Source organism: Streptomyces sp. NPDC001204 (assembly GCF_053598035.1).
On sequence record NZ_JBSFJL010000026.1, the window covers coordinates 50,091 to 68,763 of the forward strand.

The following is an 18,673-nucleotide window of genomic DNA, read 5'->3' on the forward strand; positions in this document are numbered from 1 at the left end:
CGGCGGACCGGCCCACACTCACTCCCCGAACCGGTCACGGCTCCGGGCACGGTTCCCAGCCGCGGCCCGCCGGGTTGGCCGGCAGTGGCCCGGCCTGACCGGCGCCCCTCAGGAGTTCTCCTCGCCCGTGGCGAAGTGGGCCCTGGCCAGGACGGTCCCGTCGGGGGCGATCACCCGCGCGCCGGCCAGCTTCGCGGGGTCGACGGGGGCCTGGCCGCCCCAGGCGCCGCGGCCGCGGTGCAGGGTGAACTCACCGACGGGGACGGTGGTGCCGTCCTTGCGCACCAGCCGGCAGGTGACCTTGCCCTCGTGGGGAGCGCCGGTCTTGGTGAGGTCGATGTTCATGTAGATCCAGCCCGGGGAGCCGGGGTGGGCGTAGACCTCGCCGGCCGGCTTTCCGGCCGCGTCGGCGGAGGTGAACCCGCCCCACAACATGCCCGACCCGACGGCGGCGGTCGAGGCGGGCCCGGCCACGGTGGACTCGATCGCCGTGCCGACCGCCCAGCCGCCGAAGCCGACGGCGAGGAGTACCGCGCCCGCGGCGGCGGCGACCCGTGGCCGTATCCGGCCGAGCACGCCCGGACGCGGGATGCCCGGCGCCCTGGCGTGCGCACGTCCGTCGTGCGCCGCCCGCTGCGTCAGTGCCTGCGCCACCCGGCTCTCGAACCCGACCGGTGGCTCGCTGCCCGGCAGGAGCCCGATCAGCCGGTCGCCCAGCAGAGTCAGCTGTCCGATGTACTCGCGGCAGTCCGCGCACCTCTCCAGGTGCGCGACGGCACCGGCCCGCTCGCGGCCGGGCAGCACGCCCAGCGCGAGCTCGGCGCCGATCTCGCGAAGCTTCTCGCAGCTGATCTCACTGGCCATGGTCGCCTCACTGGAAGGAGGCGAGGGTGGTGCGCAGCTTCCCCATCGCCGTCCTGACCCGTGTCTTGGCGGTGCCCAGCGGAATGTGCTCCCAGTCGGCGATCTGCTGGGCGGTCATGCCGTAGATGCCGGCCATCACCAGGGCACGGCCCTGTTCGCGCGGCAGCTCGGCCACGGCGGCGCGCAGCCGGGACGACGCCTCGTCGGCCAGCGCGTGCCGCTCGGGGGTGTCGCTGACGACGTCCAGGATCGCGTCGAGGTCCTCCGGCGCCACCGGCTCCTGACGCCGTGACCGTACGGCGTCGATGGCGAGGTTGTGGGCGATGGTGGTCAGCCAGGTGGTGACCGACCCGCGGCGCGAGTCGTAGATCTGCGCGTGCCGCCACGCCCGCTCGAATGTCTGCTGAGAGATGTCCTCCGCCAGTTGGGGGTCACCGGTGACCGCGACGGCGACACCGAAGACCCGGTGCTGAAACCTGCGTACGAAACTGACCGCGAGTTCCGGATCACCGGTCGCCAGCCCGGACAGCAGAGCCTCATCCGGGAGCCGGCCCACTGGGAACCAGATTCTCGACACATCCGTATATACGGACCATCCCCGCGCAGGGATTGCCCGACCGAAACGGAATCCCATGCTCCGATTCTCCCGCGGGACCGCTCTCCGCGCGCTCTGTCGCGGAACGATCTCCGGTAGGAGGACCGCGGTGACCGTGCGCGAGCCGGGGTGGATGGTGGAACCACGCGTCCCGGTACGGCAGTCTCTTCCCTCGTGGGGAGCAGCGTTCCGTATCAGGGTGGTGTGCCGGACGGCACGGGCGCGCACATGGTGGTGTGCGGGGACGACGGGCTCGCGCACCGGTTGGTCGCCGAGTTGCGGGGGGTGTACGGCGAGCACGTGACGCTGATCGTGCCGCCCTCCGAGCGCACGGTGCGGCCGCCGGTGGTGGGCCGCAGCCGTACGGCGTCGGCGCTGCTGGACCGGGTGGTGAGCGCGGCCGTGAACCGGGCGGGAGTCGGGACCGGCGGCGCGGGCAACGGCACAGGCGGCGGCTCGGGCGGCAGCTCGGGCGGTGGCGCGGGCGGCCAACCGGCCGGTGCGAACCGGCTGCTGGAGGCCGCCGAACTGACCGAGGCCGTGCTCGCGGACGCGGGCGTGGAGCGGGCGGCGGCGCTGGCCCTCGTGTACGACGACGACGAGACCAACATCCGCGCGGCCCTGACCGCCCGCCGCCTCAACCCGCGGCTGCGGCTCGTGGTGCGCCTGTACAACCGGCGGCTGGGCCAGCACATCGAGGAGCTTCTCGACCAGACCGCCGCGCTGGCGGTCGGCGGCGACCACGCGGCGGGCACCGACGCGTCCACGACCGTGCTGTCCGACGCCGACACCGCCGCGCCCGCGCTGGCCGCCAGCGCCGTCGTCGGCACCAGCAAGGTCGTCCAGACCGACGGGCTGCTGCTGCGCGCGGTGGAACGGCCGCCGCCCGCGCCGGGACAGGTCGCCGACCCCGGGCTGTGCACACTGGCGCTGCTGTCCGCGACGACCAGCGACCCGGCCGGCGCGGACGGTTCCGAGGACAGCGGCGACCAGCGGCCGCAGCTGCTCCCGGACGAGGCGGCGGTACGGGCGGCCACCGGGCGGGCGACCGTGGTGCTGGAGCAGGTCTCGTACGCCGCCGGTGCGCCGCTGTCCGCCAGGCGCGTGGTGGCGGCGGCCGTGCCGCCGCTGACGTCGCTGTTCTCGCGGCGGCTGCGGTGGACGGTGGCGGGTCTGCTGGCGTGCGTGTTCGCGCTCGCGGTGGCGTTGTGGACGGTGGCCGGCATCCATCCGCTGGGCGCGGTGTACCTGACGCTGCTCGACCTGTTCGCCATCGACGACCCCGCGCTCGGCGAACCGGTCGGACGGCAGCTCCTGCAACTGCTGACCGGGCTGGTGGGTGTGCTGCTGCTGCCCGTGGTGCTGGCCGCGGTGCTCGAGGCGCTGGGCACGTTCCGGTCGGCGTCCGCGCTGCGCAGGCCGCCGCGGGGGCTCGGCGGACACGTCGTCCTGCTGGGACTCGGCAAGATCGGCACCCGGGTGCTGACGCGGCTGCGGGAGCTGCGCATTCCCGTGGTGTGCGTGGAGTCGGACCCGGAGGCGCGCGGAGTGGCCACGGCGCGGCGGCTGCGGGTGCCGGTGGTGCTCGGGGACGTCACGCAGGAGGGCGTGCTGGAGGCCGCGAAGATCCACCGCGCGCACGCGCTGCTCGCCGTGACCAGCGCGGACACGACGAACCTGGAGGCCGTGCTGTACGCGCGGTCCGTGCGCCCCGACCTGCGGGTGGTGCTGCGGCTGTACGACGACGACTTCGCCACCGCGGTGTACCGCACCCTGCGGGCCGCGCACCCGAACGCCCTGACGCGCAGCCGGAGCGTGACGCACCTGGCGGCGCCCGCGTTCGCCGGCGCGATGTTCGGCCGGCAGATCCTGGGGGCGATCCCGGTGGAGCGGCGGGTGCTGCTGTTCGCGTCCGTGGACGTGGGCGGGCATCCGCAGCTGGAGGGCAGGACGCTCGCGGAGGCCTTCCGGCCGGGGTACTGGCGGGTGCTGGCGCTGGACGTGGGGACGACCGCGGACGAACGGCGGGATCCGGCCGCACCGGAGGCGGCGGCCGAGCGCCCGGACCGGGCCTCGGGTCTGGTGTGGAACCTGCCCGGCACCTATGTCCTGCGGAAGGAGGACCGGGTGGTGCTCGCGGCGACCCGGCGCGGTCTGGCGGAGCTGCTGGGCCGCAGGTCACGGGGGCGGACGGGGACGCCGGAACCGTAGGAACCGGGGGCGCCGGGACCGCAGGAGGTGCGCGGGGCGGGCGGCTCGGGATGCGCGGTCCTGGGCCACCCGCGCCCCACGCCTTCCTTACTTCGGCAGATGCCGCTCCGCGAAGTCCAGCTCCAGGCGGATCTGCTTGATGCGTTCGTCGACGACCAGGGATCCGTGGCCGGCGTCGTAGCGGTACACCTCGTGGACGGCTTCGCGTGCCTCGAGGCGCTTGACGTAGTTCTCGATCTGGCGGATCGGGCAGCGCGGGTCGTTGACCCCGGCGGAGATGTAGACGGGCGCCTCGACCTGGTCGACGTAGGTCAGCGGCGAGGATGCCTCGAAGCGCTCGGGCACCTCCTCCGGGGTGCCGCCGAGCAGGGTGCGGTCCATGGCCTTCAGCGCTTCCATCTCGTCGTGGTACGCCGTGACGTAGTCGGCGACCGGGACCACCGCGATGCCCAGCGCCCACAGGCCGGGCTGGGTGCCGAGACCGAGCAGGGTGAGGTAGCCGCCCCAGGATCCGCCGGTGAGGATCAGGCGGGCCGGGTCGGCCAGCCCCGAGCCGACGGCCCACTCGCGGACCGCCGCGATGTCCTCCAGCTCGATCAGGCCCACCCGGTGCTTCAGCGCGTCCGTCCACGCCCGGCCGTAGCCCGTCGAGCCGCGGTAGTTGACCCGGACCACCGCGTAGCCGTGGTCGACCCAGGCGGCCGGGCCCGCGGCGAAGGAGTCGCTGTCGTGCCAGGTGGGGCCGCCGTGGATCTCGAAGACCGTGGGGAGCGGCCCGGTCGCGCCCGCGGGCCTCTGCACCAGGGCGTGGATACGGCCGCCGGGGCCCTCCACCCACACGTCCTCCACCGGCACCGAACCCGGGGACTTCATTCCGGGCGGGTCGAGGACCACCCCGCCGTGCGTCGAGCGGACCGCGGAGGGCTCGGCCGCCGAGGACCACAGGTACTCCACGCTTCCGTCCGGGCGGGCGGTCGCGCCGGAGACCGTGCCGGGCGGGGTCGGGATCGTCGTCAGCTCGCAGGTGGCCAGGTCGTAGCGGAACAGCTCGCTGCGGGCCTCGAAGCCGTGCACCACGAGCAGTCCGCCGCCGTCCGGGCACCACTCGGCGCTCACGTCGCCGGGCAGGTCGAGCGCCAGGTCGTGCTCCTCGCCCGTCGCCACGTCCCACACCAGCGGCTCCCACCGGCCGCGTCTTTGGTGGCCGACGAGCAGCCGCGTGTCGCCGTCGACCGGGGCGAAGCCCAGCACCTCCAGGCCCAGCTCGACCGTCCCGCCCTTGGTGTCGTCCAGCTCGGCGACCGTCGTGCCGTCCGGGCGCAGCACGCGCAGCGCCGAGTGCATCGCGTCGCCGTGCTCGGTGTGCTCCAGGGCGATCAGCGAGCCGTCGTGGGAGAGGTCGCCCACGCCCGCCGACTCGCGGTGCCGGTAGATCTCCGTCACCCGGCCGTCGCGGGCCAGGTGCAGGGTCGTGCCGTCCTCGTCCGTCGAGCGTCCCACGACCGCCGTGCGGCCGTCGCGGCCGAGCGCGAGGCCCGCCGGATACGACGCCCCGAGGCCGGGTACGGCCGCATCGTCGGCCCCGCCCTCGAAGGGCTGCCGCCGCCAGACGCCGAACTCGTCGCCGTCCTTGTCGTCGAACCACCAGATCCAGCGCCCGTCCGGCGAGAGCAGACCGTCCGTCGTGCCGTTCGGCCGGTCGGTGACCTGCCGCTGCCCGCCCGTCGCCCGGTCCCAGGCGTAGAGCTCGTACGTCCCGGTCGCGTTCGACACGAACAGGGAGCGCTCCGGCGCGTCCTCCGCCCAGTCGGGCAGGGACACCCGGGGCGCTCGGAAGCGCTTCTCCCAGTCCGGCATCTCCTCGATGAGTGCCCGCCGGTCGAGCTGCTGCGGCGAGTCGGACCCGTTGCTCTCAGTCATGACCCCATACTGCCCGGTCCCGCCGTCAAATCGGCGACCGGTATCCCCAGCCTGTGGACAACTCCGCCCGGATCCTTCGCATCCTCTCGCGGTTTCCACACCTTTCCCGCCCGCCGGGCGCCCCGGGTCACGACCACCCGGCGCCTCTCCGGGCCGACCCCGCGACCGGGGCGGAGCGTGCGGCACCGTACCGTTGAGGCGTGTACCGGTTTCTGCTGACACCTCGCTGGTGGGGCATCAACGTCTTCGTGCTGCTCGCCATCCCCTTCTGCGTGTTCATGGGGTCCTGGCAGCTGAGCCGGTTCGAGGCGCGGGTGCAGGACCACCGGACCGCGACCGAGCAGGCCGCCTCCTACCGGGAGGAGGCGCCGCGCCCGCTGGACCGGCTGCTGCCCGTGGACAAGCGCACGTCCGGCATGCCGACCACCGCGACCGGCCGGTACGCCGATCAGCTGCTGGTCCCGGACCGCGAGCTGGACGGCGAGCAGGGGTACTACGTGCTGACGCTGCTGCGCACCGACTCCGGCAAGGCGCTGCCGGTCGTACGCGGCTGGCTGCCGGGGACCCCTGACCCGGCCCGGGTCCCGGCGCCGCCCGCGGGCGAGGTCACGGTCACCGGAGCCCTCCAGGCGTCGGAGACGCCGGGTGACAACGGGGTCAGCGCCCGGGGCGGACTCCCGTCCGGGCAGACCGCGGCGATCAGCGCGGCCTCGCTGGTGAACCTCGTGCCGTACGGCGTCTACGACGCCTGGGTCACCCTCGACCACGCCGACCCCGGGATGAAGGCGGTGCCGGCGAAGGCCCCCGGCAACACCGGGCTGGACCTGAAGGCGTTCCAGAACCTCGGCTACACCGGCGAGTGGTTCGTCTTCGCCGGCTTCGTGGTCTTCATGTGGTTCCGGCTGGTGCGCCGCGAGGTGGAGGCCCTGCGGGACGCGGAACTGGGGCTGGCGCCCGAGGAGGCCGGCGAGGTCCCGGTGCCGGCGCCCGCGTCGAGCGGCGCGTCCGGCGCCTGACCGGCCCCTACGACGCCGGGAGCACCCCGGTCCGGTAGACCGTCCCCGCACACGCGTTCGTCACCGTCACCGACGCCGAGGGCGAGCCGGCCTCCGGGGTGAGGGAGACCACGACGCTGCCGTCGGCCGTGCCGTCCGTCAGGAGCATCTGGGTGTTGGCGCCGCCGTCGCCGCCGGTGCTCGTGGCACCCGTGGTGCTCGCCCCCTGGGTCGGGGACGGGTCGGCCGAGGGCCCGCCGGTCTCGTTGCCGCCGGTGCTGCCGCCGCCGCCACTGGTCGGACAGGTCTGGGAGGGCACCCAGGCGAACTTCACCTCGTACGCCGAGCCGGACGGCAGGAGCAGTCCGGGCGCCTCGGTGGAGGGGTCGGGCAGTTCCGCCGCCGCGTCGCCGGAGGTGTGTGCGACCACGGTGATCCTGGTGGCGTCGGCCGCGCCCTGCGCGAGGGTGCTCACCGATCCGGAACCGCCGACCCGGCAACTGCCGGCGGAGACGTTGGTGACGTGGAAGGTGCCGTAGACGACACCGGCCGAGTCGGGGGCGTCGACGGTGGCGGTGGCGGGGCCGAGCTGGGCGGCCGTGCACACCGGGGCGTCGCTGCCTGAGGGGGTCGAGGGGCTGTCCGGACCGCCGGTGGGTCCACTGTCGGCAGCCGCGTCCGGACCGCCCTTGCGGTCGTCCTTGCGGCCCTCCGCGCCCCCGCCGGCGGCCTTGCCCGACGAGCCGCCGATGGCGCTCTCGCCGCCGTCCGGGCCCTTGCCCTGGCTCGTACCGCCCTGGGCCTGGGAGGCCTTCCCTGCGATGGCCGGGTTGGCGTCGGAATCGACGGTGCGGGACACGTGCACGAGAGCGGGGATGGCGGTGCCGACGAACAGGGCGGCGGCCGCCATGCCGACGACGGCCTGCCGCTTGCGGGCCCGCCGCGCCGGGACCGCGCGCCTCAGGTGGTCCAGCGTGCCGTCCCGCGGTTCGAAGTCCTGGACCGCCTGGTGCAGCATCCTGCGCAGTTCCAGCTCGTCCGAGTCGAGCCCGTCCGGGCCGAGTTCGTCTGGGCTGTGGTTCACGGTTCCGTTCCCAGCGTGCGATTGCGTGTGCTCTTGATGGTCCGCCTCGCGCGAGGCGCCGGGTTCGTCCGGCTCACGCTCGTCGCGGTCCTCGTCGTGCTCCCTCATGCCGACGCCCCCATCGCGACCCGCAGCGCCGCGATGCCGCGCGAGCCGTACGCCTTGACGGAGCCCAGCGAGATCCCGAGGGTCTCGGCGACCTGCGCCTCGGTCATGTCCGCGAAGTAGCGCAGCACCAGGACCTCGCGCTGGCGGCGCTGGAGGCCTTTCATCGCCTTGATCAGGGAGTCGCGCTCCAGCTGGTCGTAGGCGCCCTCCTCGGCGCTGGCCATGTCCGGCATCGGCTTGGACAGCAGCTTCAGGCCGAGGATGCGGCGGCGCAGGGCCGAGCGGGAGAGATTGACGACCGTCTGCCGCAGGTAGGCGAGGGTCTTCTCCGGGTCCCGGACGCGTTTGCGCGCGGAGTGGACGCGGATGAACGCCTCCTGGACCACGTCCTCGCAGGAGGCCGTGTCGTCGAGCAGGAGAGCGGCCAGGCCCAGCAGCGAGCGGTAGTGCGCGCGGTAGGTCTCGGTGAGATGGTCGACGGTGGTGCCGGCCGCCACGGTCTCCTCGGCGGCCTCACGCTGACTGGGTATGCGGGCGGGCCGCGCGGCGGGCATGGGCGCGATCACCGGCATGCCGCCGGGAACGCGCGGACGGAGCGCCGCGCGGGGCGGCCGCAGTGCGGTGCCGCGGGCCGCCGCTGGGGATACCCCCAGCTCGAAGAGCTTGGGGGTGAACTCGAGAACCTCTGCCACGCCAGTTGGACACGTCTCCCCCCTCCGGGGTTGTACGTGCCGGGCAAGTCATTTGCGCCGTGTGACACGTCCGGCGACGTTCTCGCGGCAGGCGGCACAACCGAATGCGCCTGGTATGCCCTCATGCGTCCCGCTCATCCCCTATGCCTGAATCACCGGGACGTCCCCACGTCCCGCAGCGTCCCCACGCCCCCGAAGGGCGACCGCAAAGACGCTCCCCGCCCTTCGCGCGGTTGCAAAGGACGGGGAGGCAAATCATCAGCCGCCGAACGGCATGGATCAAGTGGTCCAGCCCACCGGCCGGACCATGATTCTTACATGGATCCTACAAACAAACAGGCCCCTGGCCACGGGAGCGGGGGCCCACTCATACGACAGGAGTCACAGCGCCTCGGCCGCGACCAGTTCCGCGATCTGCGCGATGTTCAGCGCCGCGCCCTTGCGCAGGTTGTCACCGCACACGAAGAAATCCAGCGCCGTGGGATCGTCCAGAGCCCGGCGCACCCGCCCGACCCACGTCGGATCGGTGCCCACCACGTCGGCGGGCGTGGGGAACTCGCCCGCCGCCGGGTCGTCGTACAGCACCACGCCGGGCGCGGTGGCCAGGATCTCCCGCGCCTTTCCGACCGTGACCTCTCCCTCGAAGCGGGCGTGCACGGTCAGGGAGTGCGTGGTGACCACCGGGACCTGCACGCAGGTCACGGCGACCGGCAGCCGCGGCAGCCCGAGCACCTTGCGGGACTCGTCCCGCAGCTTCATCTCCTCCGACGACCAGCCCTCGTCGCACAGCGACCCGGCCCACGGCACGACGTTCAGCGCCACCGGCTCCGGGAACGGACCGGTGTCGTCCCCGACGGCCCGCCGCACGTCACCGGGGCTCGTCCCCAGCTCGGTGCCCGCCACCAGGGACAGCTGCCGGCGCAGGGTCTCCACACCCTCGTGTCCGGCCCCGCTCACCGCCTGGTACGAGGAGAGGACCAGCTCGCGCAGGCCGAACTCGGCGTGCAGCGCGCCCAGCGCCACGATCATGGACAGGGTGGTGCAGTGGGGGCTGGAGACGATCCCGCGCGGGCGCCGCCGCGCCGCGTGCGGGTTGACCTCGGGCACGACGAGCGGCACGTCCGGGTCGGTGCGGAAGGCGCCCGAGTTGTCGACCACCACCGCGCCCCGGGCGGCGGCGAGCGGCGCCCAGTGCGCGGCGGCCTCGTCGGGGACGTCGAACAGGGCGATGTCCACCCCGTCGAAGGCGTCCTCGGCGAGCGCGGCCACCTCGACCTCCTCGCCGCGCACGGTCAGCCTGCGGCCGACCGCGCGCTCGGGCTCCCCGCCGCTCGGACGCGGGTGGGAGTCCGGGGGAATGGCGAGCAGGCGGATGTCGCCCCAGATGTCCGCGCGCTGGGACAGGATCCGGAGCAGTACCGTGCCGACGGCTCCGGTCGCTCCCACGACCGCGAGCGTCGGTCGGTCGCTCATCGCCCGGTGCCTCCGTAGACGACGGCCTCGTCGCTGTCGGAGTCGAGCCCGAAGGCGCTGTGCACGGCGCGCACGGCCCCCGGCACGTCGTCCTGGCGGGTGACGACCGAGATACGGATCTCGGAGGTCGAGATCAGCTCGATGTTCACGCCCGCGTCGGACAGCGCGGTGAAGAAGTCGGCGGTGACGCCCGGGTTGGTCTTCATACCCGCGCCGACCAGGGAGATCTTGCCGATCTGGTCGTCGTAGCGCAGGGAGTCGAAGCCGATGCCGGCCCGGTTCTTCTCCAGCGCGTCGATGGCCTTGCGGCCCTCGGCCTTCGGCAGCGTGAAGGAGATGTCCGTCAGGCCGGTGGCGGCGGCGGACACGTTCTGCACGACCATGTCGATGTTGATCTCGGCATCGGCGATCGTACGGAAGATGGAGGCGGCCTCGCCGGGCTTGTCGGGCACGCCGACGACCGTGATCTTGGCCTCGGAGGTGTCGTGTGCGACACCGGAGATGATGGCCTGCTCCACCTTCTTGTCCCCTTGCTGAATCGGCTCGCTGCTGACCCACGTGCCCTGCAATCCGCTGAAGGAGGAGCGGACGTGGATCGGGATGTTGTACCGGCGCGCGTACTCCACACAACGGTGGAGCAGCACCTTGGAGCCGGACGCGGCCAGCTCCAGCATGTCCTCGAAGGAGATCCAGTCGATCTTCCGGGCCTTCGCCACCACGCGCGGGTCGGCGGTGAACACGCCGTCGACGTCGGTGTAGATCTCGCACACCTCGGCGTCGAGGGCGGCCGCGAGCGCCACGGCGGTGGTGTCGGACCCGCCACGCCCCAGCGTGGTGATGTCCTTCCCTGCCTGGCTGACGCCCTGGAAACCGGCGACGATGGCGATGTTGCCCTCGTCCAGCGCGGTCCGGATCCGGCCCGGCGTGACGTCGATGATCCGGGCTTTGTTGTGCACCGAGTCGGTGATGACACCTGCCTGGCTGCCGGTGAACGACTGGGCCTTGTGACCCAGGTTTTTGATCGCCATGGCCAGCAGGGCCATGGAGATCCGCTCTCCGGCGGTCAGCAGCATGTCGAGCTCGCGCCCGGCAGGCATCGGGGAAACCTGCTCGGCGAGATCGATCAGCTCGTCCGTCGTGTCGCCCATCGCGGAAACCACGACAACCACGTCGTTGCCGTTCTTCTTGGCTTCCACGATCCGCTTGGCGACGCGCTTGATGCCCTCGGCATCGGCTACGGAGGAGCCTCCGTACTTCTGCACGACAAGGCCCACGTGCGCTCCTCGCTCAGTCCGTGTCCATCGCACTCGCGTATACGCGGTGCGGTCGGCTCAGTCTATCGAGCGTCCGAATTTCCCTTTCGCGATACCGCATCGTGAGATACCCGGTGCCCGCTGGTCAGAACGGCTCATGCCCAGGCACCGGAGCACCACTCGGAAAGTGCGCCGCGTCACACGGGCCGGTCAGCGCGCCCGGCGCAGTCCCAGCGGGTCCGCGATCTCCTCCGCCATGACCTTGCCGGCCTCGAACTCCAGGGTCTCGTCGCCCATGCCCTGGTCGGTGTCCAGGCCGTCCAGCTCCTCCAGGGGCTGGTTGAGGCGGACGTGGGCGACCAGGGACTGGAGGGCGCGCAGGGTGGCGGAGGCCGTGGAGCCCCAGTTGGAGAAGTAGGAGAACTGCCACCACCACAGGGCCTCGGTGGTGCGGCCGGCACGGTAGTGGACCATGCCGTGCCGCAGGTCGGCCATGACGTCCGCGAGGTCGTCGGAGATACGGGCGGGCACGGGTGCCCGGCGCGGCTCGTAGGGGTCGAAGACCTCGGAGTAGACGTCGATCGGCTCCAGCAGGCGCGCGAGGTTCTCGCGGAGCTGGTCCACGTCCTGCTCCGGGCCGGGGTCGGGTTCGTAGCGCTCGTCGGGGACGATGTCCTCGTGCGCGCCCAGCCGGCCGCCGGCCAGCATCAGCTGGGAGACCTCCAGCAGCAGGAAGGGCACCGCCGAGTCCGGCTCGTCGCCCTTGGCGACCTCGGTGACCGCGACCAGGAAGCTCTCCACCTGGTCGGCGATCTGGACGGCGAAGTCGTCCGGGTTCTGGCTGGTGGCGTGCAGCGTGGCGTCAGACATCTAGGAGTCGTCTCCCCTCGAAGGCGCGGCCGAGGGTGACCTCGTCCGCGTATTCCAGGTCACCGCCCACCGGGAGGCCGCTGGCCAGGCGGGTGACCTTCAGGCCCATGGGCTTGATCATGCGGGCGAGGTACGTCGCCGTCGCCTCGCCTTCGAGATTCGGGTCCGTGGCCAGGATCAGCTCGGTGACCGTGCCGTCCGCCAGACGGGCCAGGAGTTCCCGGATGCGCAGGTCGTCCGGGCCGACGCCCTCGATGGGGCTGATCGCCCCGCCGAGGACGTGGTAACGGCCGCGGAACTCTCGGGTGCGTTCGATGGCGACGACGTCCTTCGGTTCCTCGACCACGCAGATGACCGAGGGGTCGCGGCGGCTGTCGCGGCAGATCCCGCACAGCTCCTCCTGCGCGACGTTGCCGCAGGTCGCGCAGAAGCGGACCTTCGCCTTCACCTCGAGCAGGGCCTGGGCGAGCCGCCGCACGTCCGCCGGTTCCGCCTGGAGGATGTGGAAGGCGATCCGCTGCGCGCTCTTGGGACCGACGCCGGGCAGCCGCCCGAGCTCGTCGATGAGGTCCTGGACCACGCCTTCGTACAACGGACTGCCGTCCTTCCTGGATCGCTTCGGTACGTACGGTAGTTGCCCGGCGCCCGCCTCAGAAAGGCAGTCCCGGGATTCCGGTGCCGCCGCCCAGGCCCTGGGCAAGCGGGCCGAGCTTCTGCTGCTGGAGTGCCTGGGCGTTCTCGTTGGCCGCCTGGACGGCGGCGACGATCAGGTCGGCGAGGGTCTCGGTGTCCTCCGGGTCCACCGCCTTGGGGTCGATCTTCAGCGCGCGCAGCTCGCCGGCGCCGGTGACGGTGGCCTTCACCAGACCGCCGCCCGCCTGCCCGTCGACCTCGGTCCGCGCCAGCTCCTCCTGGGCCCGCTGAAGATCCTGCTGCATCTTCTGGGCCTGCTGGAGCAGTTGCTGCATGTTGGGCTGGCCACCACCGGGAATCACGATCAGCTCCTGCGTTCGTACGGCTTTCCGGGCGGGGACCGATTCGCCGGTTCCCCGCTGGCACGAGCCTACGTGGTCCGGGCAGGCAGTGCCCCGCCACTCTTTCGAGTGAGTCTTGGATGAGTTCTATACCTGATCAAGACCCTCTTACGGGCGGAAAAGCCGTGCTTCCCGGCGCCTCGCCACCCATTGGGGGGTAGGAAGGGTCCGGCGTGTCAGCCAGCGTCACGGATCGTGATCAGTAGGGAGTGCCGGGTGGGTCAGCCGGAGATGCAGCCCGAGCGTCGGCCGCAGGACGGGCGTGGCGACGGGGCGGCCGGGCTGCGGCCGGATGATCTGACCGGGCGGCCGTTCCCGCTCGGCGACTGGGGCGATCCGGCGCAGCGGCTGGACGAGCTGTACCGCTGGGTGGAGCGGGGGGCGCTGCAGACCGTGGCCTGGTATCTCGGGGAGCGGGTGTGGAAGCGGCGCGGGGCGCGTGCGCTGCGGGCCGGGGCCGCGGCGGGGGCGGTGACGGGGGCGGCGCTGCCCCTGCTCGATCTGGCCGGGGCGGCCGACGGCGTGGCGCCGTGGGGGTATGTGGCGCTGCTGCTGTGCGTGGCGTGTGTCGGGATCGACCGGTACTTCGGGGTGACGGCCGGGTGGATGCGGGACGTGGCGACCGCGCAGGCCGTGCAGCGCCGGTTGCAGGTGCTCCAGTTCGACTGGGCGTCCGAGAACGTGCGGGAGGTGCTGGGTCCGGCGGAGGGAACGGCCGGCGAGGCCGCCGAGCGGTGCCTCGGGGTGCTGCGACGGTTCTCGGAGGACGTCAACGAGCTGGTGCGCACGGAGACGGCCGACTGGATGGTGGAGTTCCGCATCGGCTCGGCGCCGATGGGCCTTCAGACGGCGGGGCCGGGAGCCACCGGGCGGTCCGAGCCGGGCGGCGGGCACGGGCGCCTGCCGCTGCCGCCGGGCGCCGCACGGCCGAACATGCCCCGGCAGCGGCCGCCCGAGCCGCGCTGACTGCGGTCACCGCCTGGTGGCACCGGCTCCGGCACTGTCCGGTGACACTGGCGGCGTCACCGCCCGGTGGCGCTGACGCCGTCACTGCCTGGTGTAGGCCAGCTTCTCCCCGCTGCCGGTGTTCACGCGCTGGAGCGTGCCGTCCGGCAGCAGGGTGACCTGCGTGGCCGCGCCCGGGTTGCACCCCTCGCTCTGCTGTCCGGTCGTGACGACGGAGGGGCCGATCTCCAGCGGGCCGCCGCCGCTCGGCCGCTGGGCGAGCCGGGCCTCGAACACGCAGTGGTAGGAGCCGCCGCTGTCGGTGGGCCCGTCGGCGACGAGGGTGAGCACGGTGTCGCCCACGTTTCCCTGGGTGATGGTGAGCCGGCGGCTGTTCGCTCCGTAGGCGTTGTGGATCGTCGCCGTCCAGCTGCCGAGGTAGGGGGTCGGGACCACGCCACCGGCCGGCGACGGGGACTTCGGCTGCGAGGCCTCCGGTGACGGGTCGGAGCCGCCGGGGCCCGTGGCGTCGTGCGTGGTGGACACGCCGGCGGTCGGCGTCGGGCCGGACCCGCCGCCCTTGTTGTCGCTGTCGCCGCCGTCGCGCATCAGGACGTACACGGAACCGCCCGCGCCGAGCGCCACCACCAGTGCGACCGCGACCAGCGCGGCGGTGGAGCGGCCGCTGCGGCGCGGCTCCCGGTCCGGGAGCGGGCTCGGGCCGTACGGAGTGGTCGAGCCGGTCGGGGGCGGGCCGTACGGAGGGGTCCGGCCCAGGCCACCGTACGGATGGTGTCCGGGTGGCGCGCCCCAGCCGCCGGGCTGCTGCGGGTAGCCGTAGGCACCGGGCTGCGGGTGCTGCTGGGGGTAGCCGTACGGAGCGGGCGCCGGGCCCGGGGGCGGCGCCTGCCCCGCGATCATGGTGGGCAGGTGATTCACCGGGGTGCCGCCGGGCTGTCCGGGCGGCGGCGCGGAGGCGTCGGAGACGGGCGCGTGCTCGGGGGAGGCGTACGGCTGCGCCCCGGCGGGACCGGCAGCGCCGGAAGCCGCACCCGGCCCCTGCGAGCCGCCTGGGGCGGCCCCGGAACCGGCAACGGACGCCTCGGAGACAGCCCCAGCCCCTCCAGAAACCCCAGCGCCTCCCGGCGCACCGGGCAGCGCCGAGGACCCGTGTGGGCCGGGCGCACCCGAAGCAGGCGACCCCGGAACGGCACCAGCCCCACCCGAAACACCGACGGCACCCGGCGCACCGGGCGACACCGGAGTCCCATGGGGGCCGGGCGCACCCGAAGCAGGCGACCCCGGAACGGCACCAGCCCCACCCGAAACACCGACGGCACCCGGCGCACCGGGCGACACCGGGGTCCCATGGGGGCCGGGCAGACCCGAAGCGGCAGCTCCGGGCCCGTCAACAGGCGCCCCGGAGACAGGCCCAGGCCCTCCGGGAGCCCCGGCGGCTCCCGGGACGGCACCGGGCGCACCGGGCGACGCGGCCGCCTCGTGGGGGCCGGGCAATCCGGCAGCGGCCTCGCCAGCAGGCGACCCCGACACCGCCCCAGCGCCCCCCGGAGCCCCGGCGGCTCCCGGCACACCCGGCACACCGGACGGCGCCGACGCTCCATAAGAGCCGGGCAAACCCGAAGCCGCCCCCGCAGCCCTTCCAGGAGCCCCGGCGCCCGACGCGCCGGGCGCACCGGACGGTGCCGACGCTCCGTGAGGGTCGGGCACACCGGCAGCAGCTCCGCCAACAGGCGCCCCCGACACCGCCCCGGCGGCCCCCGGCACACCGGGCGCGCCGGGCGACGCCGACGCCCCATAAGGGCCAGGCGCACCGGCAGCGGGCGGTCCCGGAACGGCCCCGGCACCACCCGATCCCCCGGCGGCTCCCGGCGCACCGGGCGACGCGCCGTAGGGGCCGGGCACGCCCGAAGCGGCGGGTCCGAGCCCGGCAGCCGGCGCTCCTGCCACAGCCCCGGGCGTGCCGGGCGGTCCGTAAGGGCCGGGCGCGCCCGCCGCCTGCCCCGTGGGGCCCGTCGGGCTCGGGGGTGTCGTCGTTTCCCTCGGTTCCTCCGGGTTCTCCGCGTCCAGGAGCTGGACCGCGTGGCGTCCGAGCTGGGCGACCAGGGCGCTCGGCAGCCACGGGTCACGCAGGCGGCCGTCGGCGATCGTGTCCTCGGCGCCGGTGCGCTGGAGGATCTGGTCCACGGTGGGCCGGGCCGCCGGGTCCTTCTTCAGACAGGCGCGGACGAGGTCGGCGATGCCCTCGGGCAGCGCCTCGAGGTCGGGTTCCTTCTCGGCGATGCGGTACATCAGCGCGTGCACTCCGCTGTCGGCCCCGCCGAACGGAAGCGCGCCGGTCGCCGCGTACGCGAGGACCGAGCCCAGGCAGAAGACGTCGCACGCGGTCGTGACCCGGTCGCCGCGGACCTGCTCGGGCGCCATGAACCCGGGCGAGCCGACCAGCGCGCCGGTCCGCGTGAGCCCTCCGTCCGTGACGGTCTCCAGCGCGCGGGCGATGCCGAAGTCGATGACGCGCGGCCCGTCGATCGTCACCAGCACGTTCGAGGGCTTGAGGTCGCGGTGGATGAGACCGGCGGCGTGGATGTCCCTCAGCGCGCCCGCCAGCCCGGCCGCGAGGATCCGCACGGACCGCTCGGGCAGCGGGCCGTGGTCGTGCCCGACGACCCGTTGCAGGCTCGGCCCGGCGACGTACCCGGTGGCCACCCACGGCACTGCGGCCTCGGTGTCCGCGTCCAGCACGGGCGCGGTCCAGTATCCGCCGACCTGCCGCGCGGCCCGCACCTCCTGCCGGAACCGAGCCCGGAACTCCTCCTGCTGCGCCAGCTCCCGCCGCACCAGCTTCACGGCGACGGTCCGCCCCCGGTCCGACCGGGCCAGGAACACCTGCCCCATGCCGCCGGCCCCGAGCCGCGCCAGCAGCCGGTAGGCACCGATCCCCTGCGGATCGCCAGGCCCCAGCCTCTCCATGGCCGAACCGCCTCCCCCCGATATCCCCCGATACGGCCCCTGTGCGTCAGACCGAGAATAGTGCGGCGGCCCGTCCGGCCGGGCGCCCCGGCGTCTACGGTTCCGTAACAGGTCCGCCCCGCGCGGGCCGCCCTCCAGACAACCTGTCGCTAAAACCCCGCGTCCGCAGACAGGCCGCCGATGTCGCGCTCCCGTCCGCGCCGTTTACCCTCGCCGCATGACCCCTCAGCCGAATCCCGAAGCCGGTGCAGTCGTGAAGGCCGCGGACCGGGCGCACGTGTTCCACTCCTGGTCCGCCCAGGACCTCATCGACCCGCCGGCCGTGGCCGGTGCCGAAGGTTCGTACTTCTGGGACTACGACGGCAAGCGTTTCCTGGACTTCACCAGCGGGCTCGTCTTCACCAACATCGGCTATCAGCACCCCAAGGTCGTCGCCGCGATACAGGAGCAGGCCGCCACCCTGGCCACGTTCGCGCCGGCGTTCGCCGTCGAGGCACGGTCCGAGGCGGCACGGCTGATCGCCGAGCGGACGCCGGGCGACCTGGACAAGATCTTCTTCACCAACGGCGGCGCGGACGCCGTCGAGCACGCGGTGCGCATGGCGCGGCTGCACACCGGGCGGCCCAAGGTGCTCTCGGCGTACCGCTCGTACCACGGCGGCACGCAGCAGGCCATCAACATCACCGGCGACCCGCGGCGCTGGGCGTCGGACACCGGCTCGGCGGGCGTGGTGCGCTTCTGGGCGCCCTTCCTCTACCGCTCCCGCTTCTACGCCGAGACCGAGGAGCAGGAGTGCGCGCGGGCCCTCGAGCACCTGGAGGCGACGATCGCCTTCGAGGGGCCCGCGACCATCGCCGCGATCATCCTGGAGACCATCCCCGGCACCGCCGGGATCATGGTGCCCCCGCCCGGCTACCTGGCCGGGGTGCGCGAGCTGTGCGACAAGTACGGGATCGTCTTCATCCTGGACGAGGTCATGGCCGGCTTCGGGCGGACCGGTGAGTGGTTCGCGGCGGACCTCTTCGGCGTCGTGCCGGACCTGATGACCTTCGCCAAGGGCGTGAACTCCGGGTACGTGCCGCTGGGCGGCGTCGCCATCTCCGGGAAGATCGCGGAGACCTTCGGCAAGCGGGCCTACCCCGGCGGTCTGACGTACTCCGGGCACCCGCTGGCGTGCGCGGCGGCCGTCGCGACGATCAACGTGATGGCCGAGGAGGGCGTCGTCGAGAACGCCAAGCGGCTCGGTGCCGAGGTCGTGGAGCCGGGGCTGCGCGAGCTGGCCGAGCGGCACCCGAGCGTCGGCGAGGTGCGCGGCGTGGGCATGTTCTGGGCCGTGGAGCTGGTGAAGAACCGCGAGACCCGCGAGCCGCTGGTGCCGTACAACGCGGCCGGGGAGGCGGGCGCCCCCATGGCGGCCTTCGGCGCCGCCGCGAAGGCGAACGGCCTGTGGCCCTTCATCAACATGAACCGCACGCACGTCGTCCCGCCGTGCAACGCGACCGAGGCCGAACTGAAGGAGGGCCTCACGGCGCTGGACGCCGCGCTGTCGGTGGCCGACGAGCACACCGAGTAGCGGCGCGGGCCGCGCGAGCCGGAATCGGCGGCACCCCGAACGCGTAAGGTGGCGTGCTCGTAGACATG

Annotated in this window: 14 protein-coding genes and 1 pseudogene; 4 read left to right on the forward strand and 11 right to left on the reverse strand. The window is 73.5% G+C overall.

The window, feature by feature from the left end:
* Positions 1–108: 108 nt before the first annotated feature.
* The gene (locus ACWC91_RS29440; protein ID WP_225077002.1) at positions 109–864 is read right to left on the reverse strand and encodes a hypothetical protein; all 756 of its coding nucleotides are present in this window, start codon (positions 862–864) and stop codon (positions 109–111) included.
* Positions 865–871: 7 nt separating this feature from the next.
* The gene (locus ACWC91_RS29445) at positions 872–1,441 is read right to left on the reverse strand and encodes an RNA polymerase sigma factor (RefSeq protein WP_141359684.1); all 570 of its coding nucleotides are present in this window, start codon (positions 1,439–1,441) and stop codon (positions 872–874) included.
* Between the two features lie 246 nt (positions 1,442–1,687).
* Between ACWC91_RS29445 and ACWC91_RS29450 the strand changes: the two genes are divergently transcribed.
* Entirely contained in the window at positions 1,688–3,670 is a 1,983-nt protein-coding gene (locus ACWC91_RS29450) for an NAD-binding protein (protein WP_225077082.1), read from the forward strand.
* A gap of 87 nt (positions 3,671–3,757) precedes the next feature.
* Here ACWC91_RS29450 and ACWC91_RS29455 read toward each other — a convergent pair whose 3' ends face one another.
* Complete coding sequence (locus ACWC91_RS29455) at positions 3,758–5,590, reverse strand: S9 family peptidase (RefSeq protein WP_225077003.1); 1,833 nt, start codon at positions 5,588–5,590, stop codon at positions 3,758–3,760.
* Between the two features lie 200 nt (positions 5,591–5,790).
* On the opposite strand from ACWC91_RS29455, the gene ACWC91_RS29460 reads away from it, so the two are divergent.
* Entirely contained in the window at positions 5,791–6,606 is an 816-nt protein-coding gene (locus ACWC91_RS29460; protein WP_225077004.1) for an SURF1 family protein, read from the forward strand.
* 7 nt (positions 6,607–6,613) lie between these two features.
* On the opposite strand, the gene ACWC91_RS29465 is transcribed toward ACWC91_RS29460, so the two are convergent.
* From ACWC91_RS29465 to ACWC91_RS29495, 7 genes are all read right to left on the reverse strand, one after another.
* On the reverse strand, positions 6,614–7,669 hold the full coding sequence (locus tag ACWC91_RS29465; protein ID WP_308043087.1) for a hypothetical protein: 1,056 nt from the start codon (positions 7,667–7,669) through the stop codon (positions 6,614–6,616).
* A 104-nt stretch (positions 7,670–7,773) separates the two neighbouring features.
* Complete coding sequence (locus ACWC91_RS29470) at positions 7,774–8,469, reverse strand: SigE family RNA polymerase sigma factor (RefSeq protein ID WP_374113953.1); 696 nt, start codon at positions 8,467–8,469, stop codon at positions 7,774–7,776.
* Between the two features lie 381 nt (positions 8,470–8,850).
* Positions 8,851–9,942 carry an aspartate-semialdehyde dehydrogenase gene (locus ACWC91_RS29475; RefSeq protein ID WP_225077006.1) on the reverse strand — a complete coding sequence of 364 codons (1,092 nt, stop codon included), beginning with the start codon at positions 9,940–9,942 and terminating at the stop codon, positions 8,851–8,853.
* Entirely contained in the window at positions 9,939–11,216 is a 1,278-nt protein-coding gene (locus ACWC91_RS29480; RefSeq protein WP_225077007.1) for an aspartate kinase, read from the reverse strand. Before ACWC91_RS29480 ends, ACWC91_RS29475 begins: the two co-directional genes overlap by 4 nt.
* Positions 11,217–11,405: 189 nt before the next feature.
* Positions 11,406–12,065, reverse strand: coding sequence for a DUF5063 domain-containing protein (locus ACWC91_RS29485; protein ID WP_141359689.1), 660 nt, complete (start codon positions 12,063–12,065; stop codon positions 11,406–11,408).
* Positions 12,058–12,657, reverse strand: a complete 600-nt coding sequence (gene recR / locus ACWC91_RS29490; protein WP_141359690.1) for a recombination mediator RecR — start codon at positions 12,655–12,657, stop codon at positions 12,058–12,060. The genes ACWC91_RS29485 and recR overlap by 8 nt, the downstream gene beginning before the upstream one ends.
* A 58-nt stretch (positions 12,658–12,715) precedes the next feature.
* Positions 12,716–13,060: a YbaB/EbfC family nucleoid-associated protein gene (locus ACWC91_RS29495; protein ID WP_141359691.1), complete on the reverse strand. Its 345-nt coding sequence runs from the start codon at positions 13,058–13,060 to the stop codon at positions 12,716–12,718.
* Positions 13,061–13,315: 255 nt separating this feature from the next.
* Between ACWC91_RS29495 and ACWC91_RS29500 the strand changes: the two genes are divergently transcribed.
* Positions 13,316–14,065: an SLATT domain-containing protein gene (locus ACWC91_RS29500; RefSeq protein WP_281154872.1), complete on the forward strand. Its 750-nt coding sequence runs from the start codon at positions 13,316–13,318 to the stop codon at positions 14,063–14,065.
* 1,602 nt (positions 14,066–15,667) lie between these two features.
* Here the strand turns inward: ACWC91_RS29500 and ACWC91_RS29505 are convergent.
* Positions 15,668–17,032, reverse strand: a pseudogene (locus tag ACWC91_RS29505) (serine/threonine-protein kinase); the annotation flags it as partial.
* A 217-nt stretch (positions 17,033–17,249) separates the two neighbouring features.
* Between ACWC91_RS29505 and ACWC91_RS29510 the strand changes: the two are divergent.
* Positions 17,250–18,605: an aspartate aminotransferase family protein gene (locus ACWC91_RS29510; protein ID WP_376504570.1), complete on the forward strand. Its 1,356-nt coding sequence runs from the start codon at positions 17,250–17,252 to the stop codon at positions 18,603–18,605.
* Positions 18,606–18,673: the final 68 nt, after the last annotated feature.

Bases quoted from the DNA above. Each gene is read 5' to 3' on its own strand.
- ACWC91_RS29440 (WP_225077002.1), bottom strand. From the start codon at position 864: ATGGCCAGTGAGATCAGCTGCGAGAAGCTTCGCGAGATCGGCGCCGAG.
- ACWC91_RS29450 (WP_225077082.1), top strand. From the start codon at position 1,688: ATGGTGGTGTGCGGGGACGACGGGCTCGCGCACCGGTTGGTCGCCGAG.
- ACWC91_RS29455 (WP_225077003.1), bottom strand. From the start codon at position 5,590: ATGACTGAGAGCAACGGGTCCGACTCGCCGCAGCAGCTCGACCGGCGG.
- ACWC91_RS29475 (WP_225077006.1), bottom strand. From the start codon at position 9,942: ATGAGCGACCGACCGACGCTCGCGGTCGTGGGAGCGACCGGAGCCGTC.
- ACWC91_RS29485 (WP_141359689.1), bottom strand. From the start codon at position 12,065: ATGTCTGACGCCACGCTGCACGCCACCAGCCAGAACCCGGACGACTTC.
- ACWC91_RS29510 (WP_376504570.1), top strand. From the start codon at position 17,250: ATGACCCCTCAGCCGAATCCCGAAGCCGGTGCAGTCGTGAAGGCCGCG.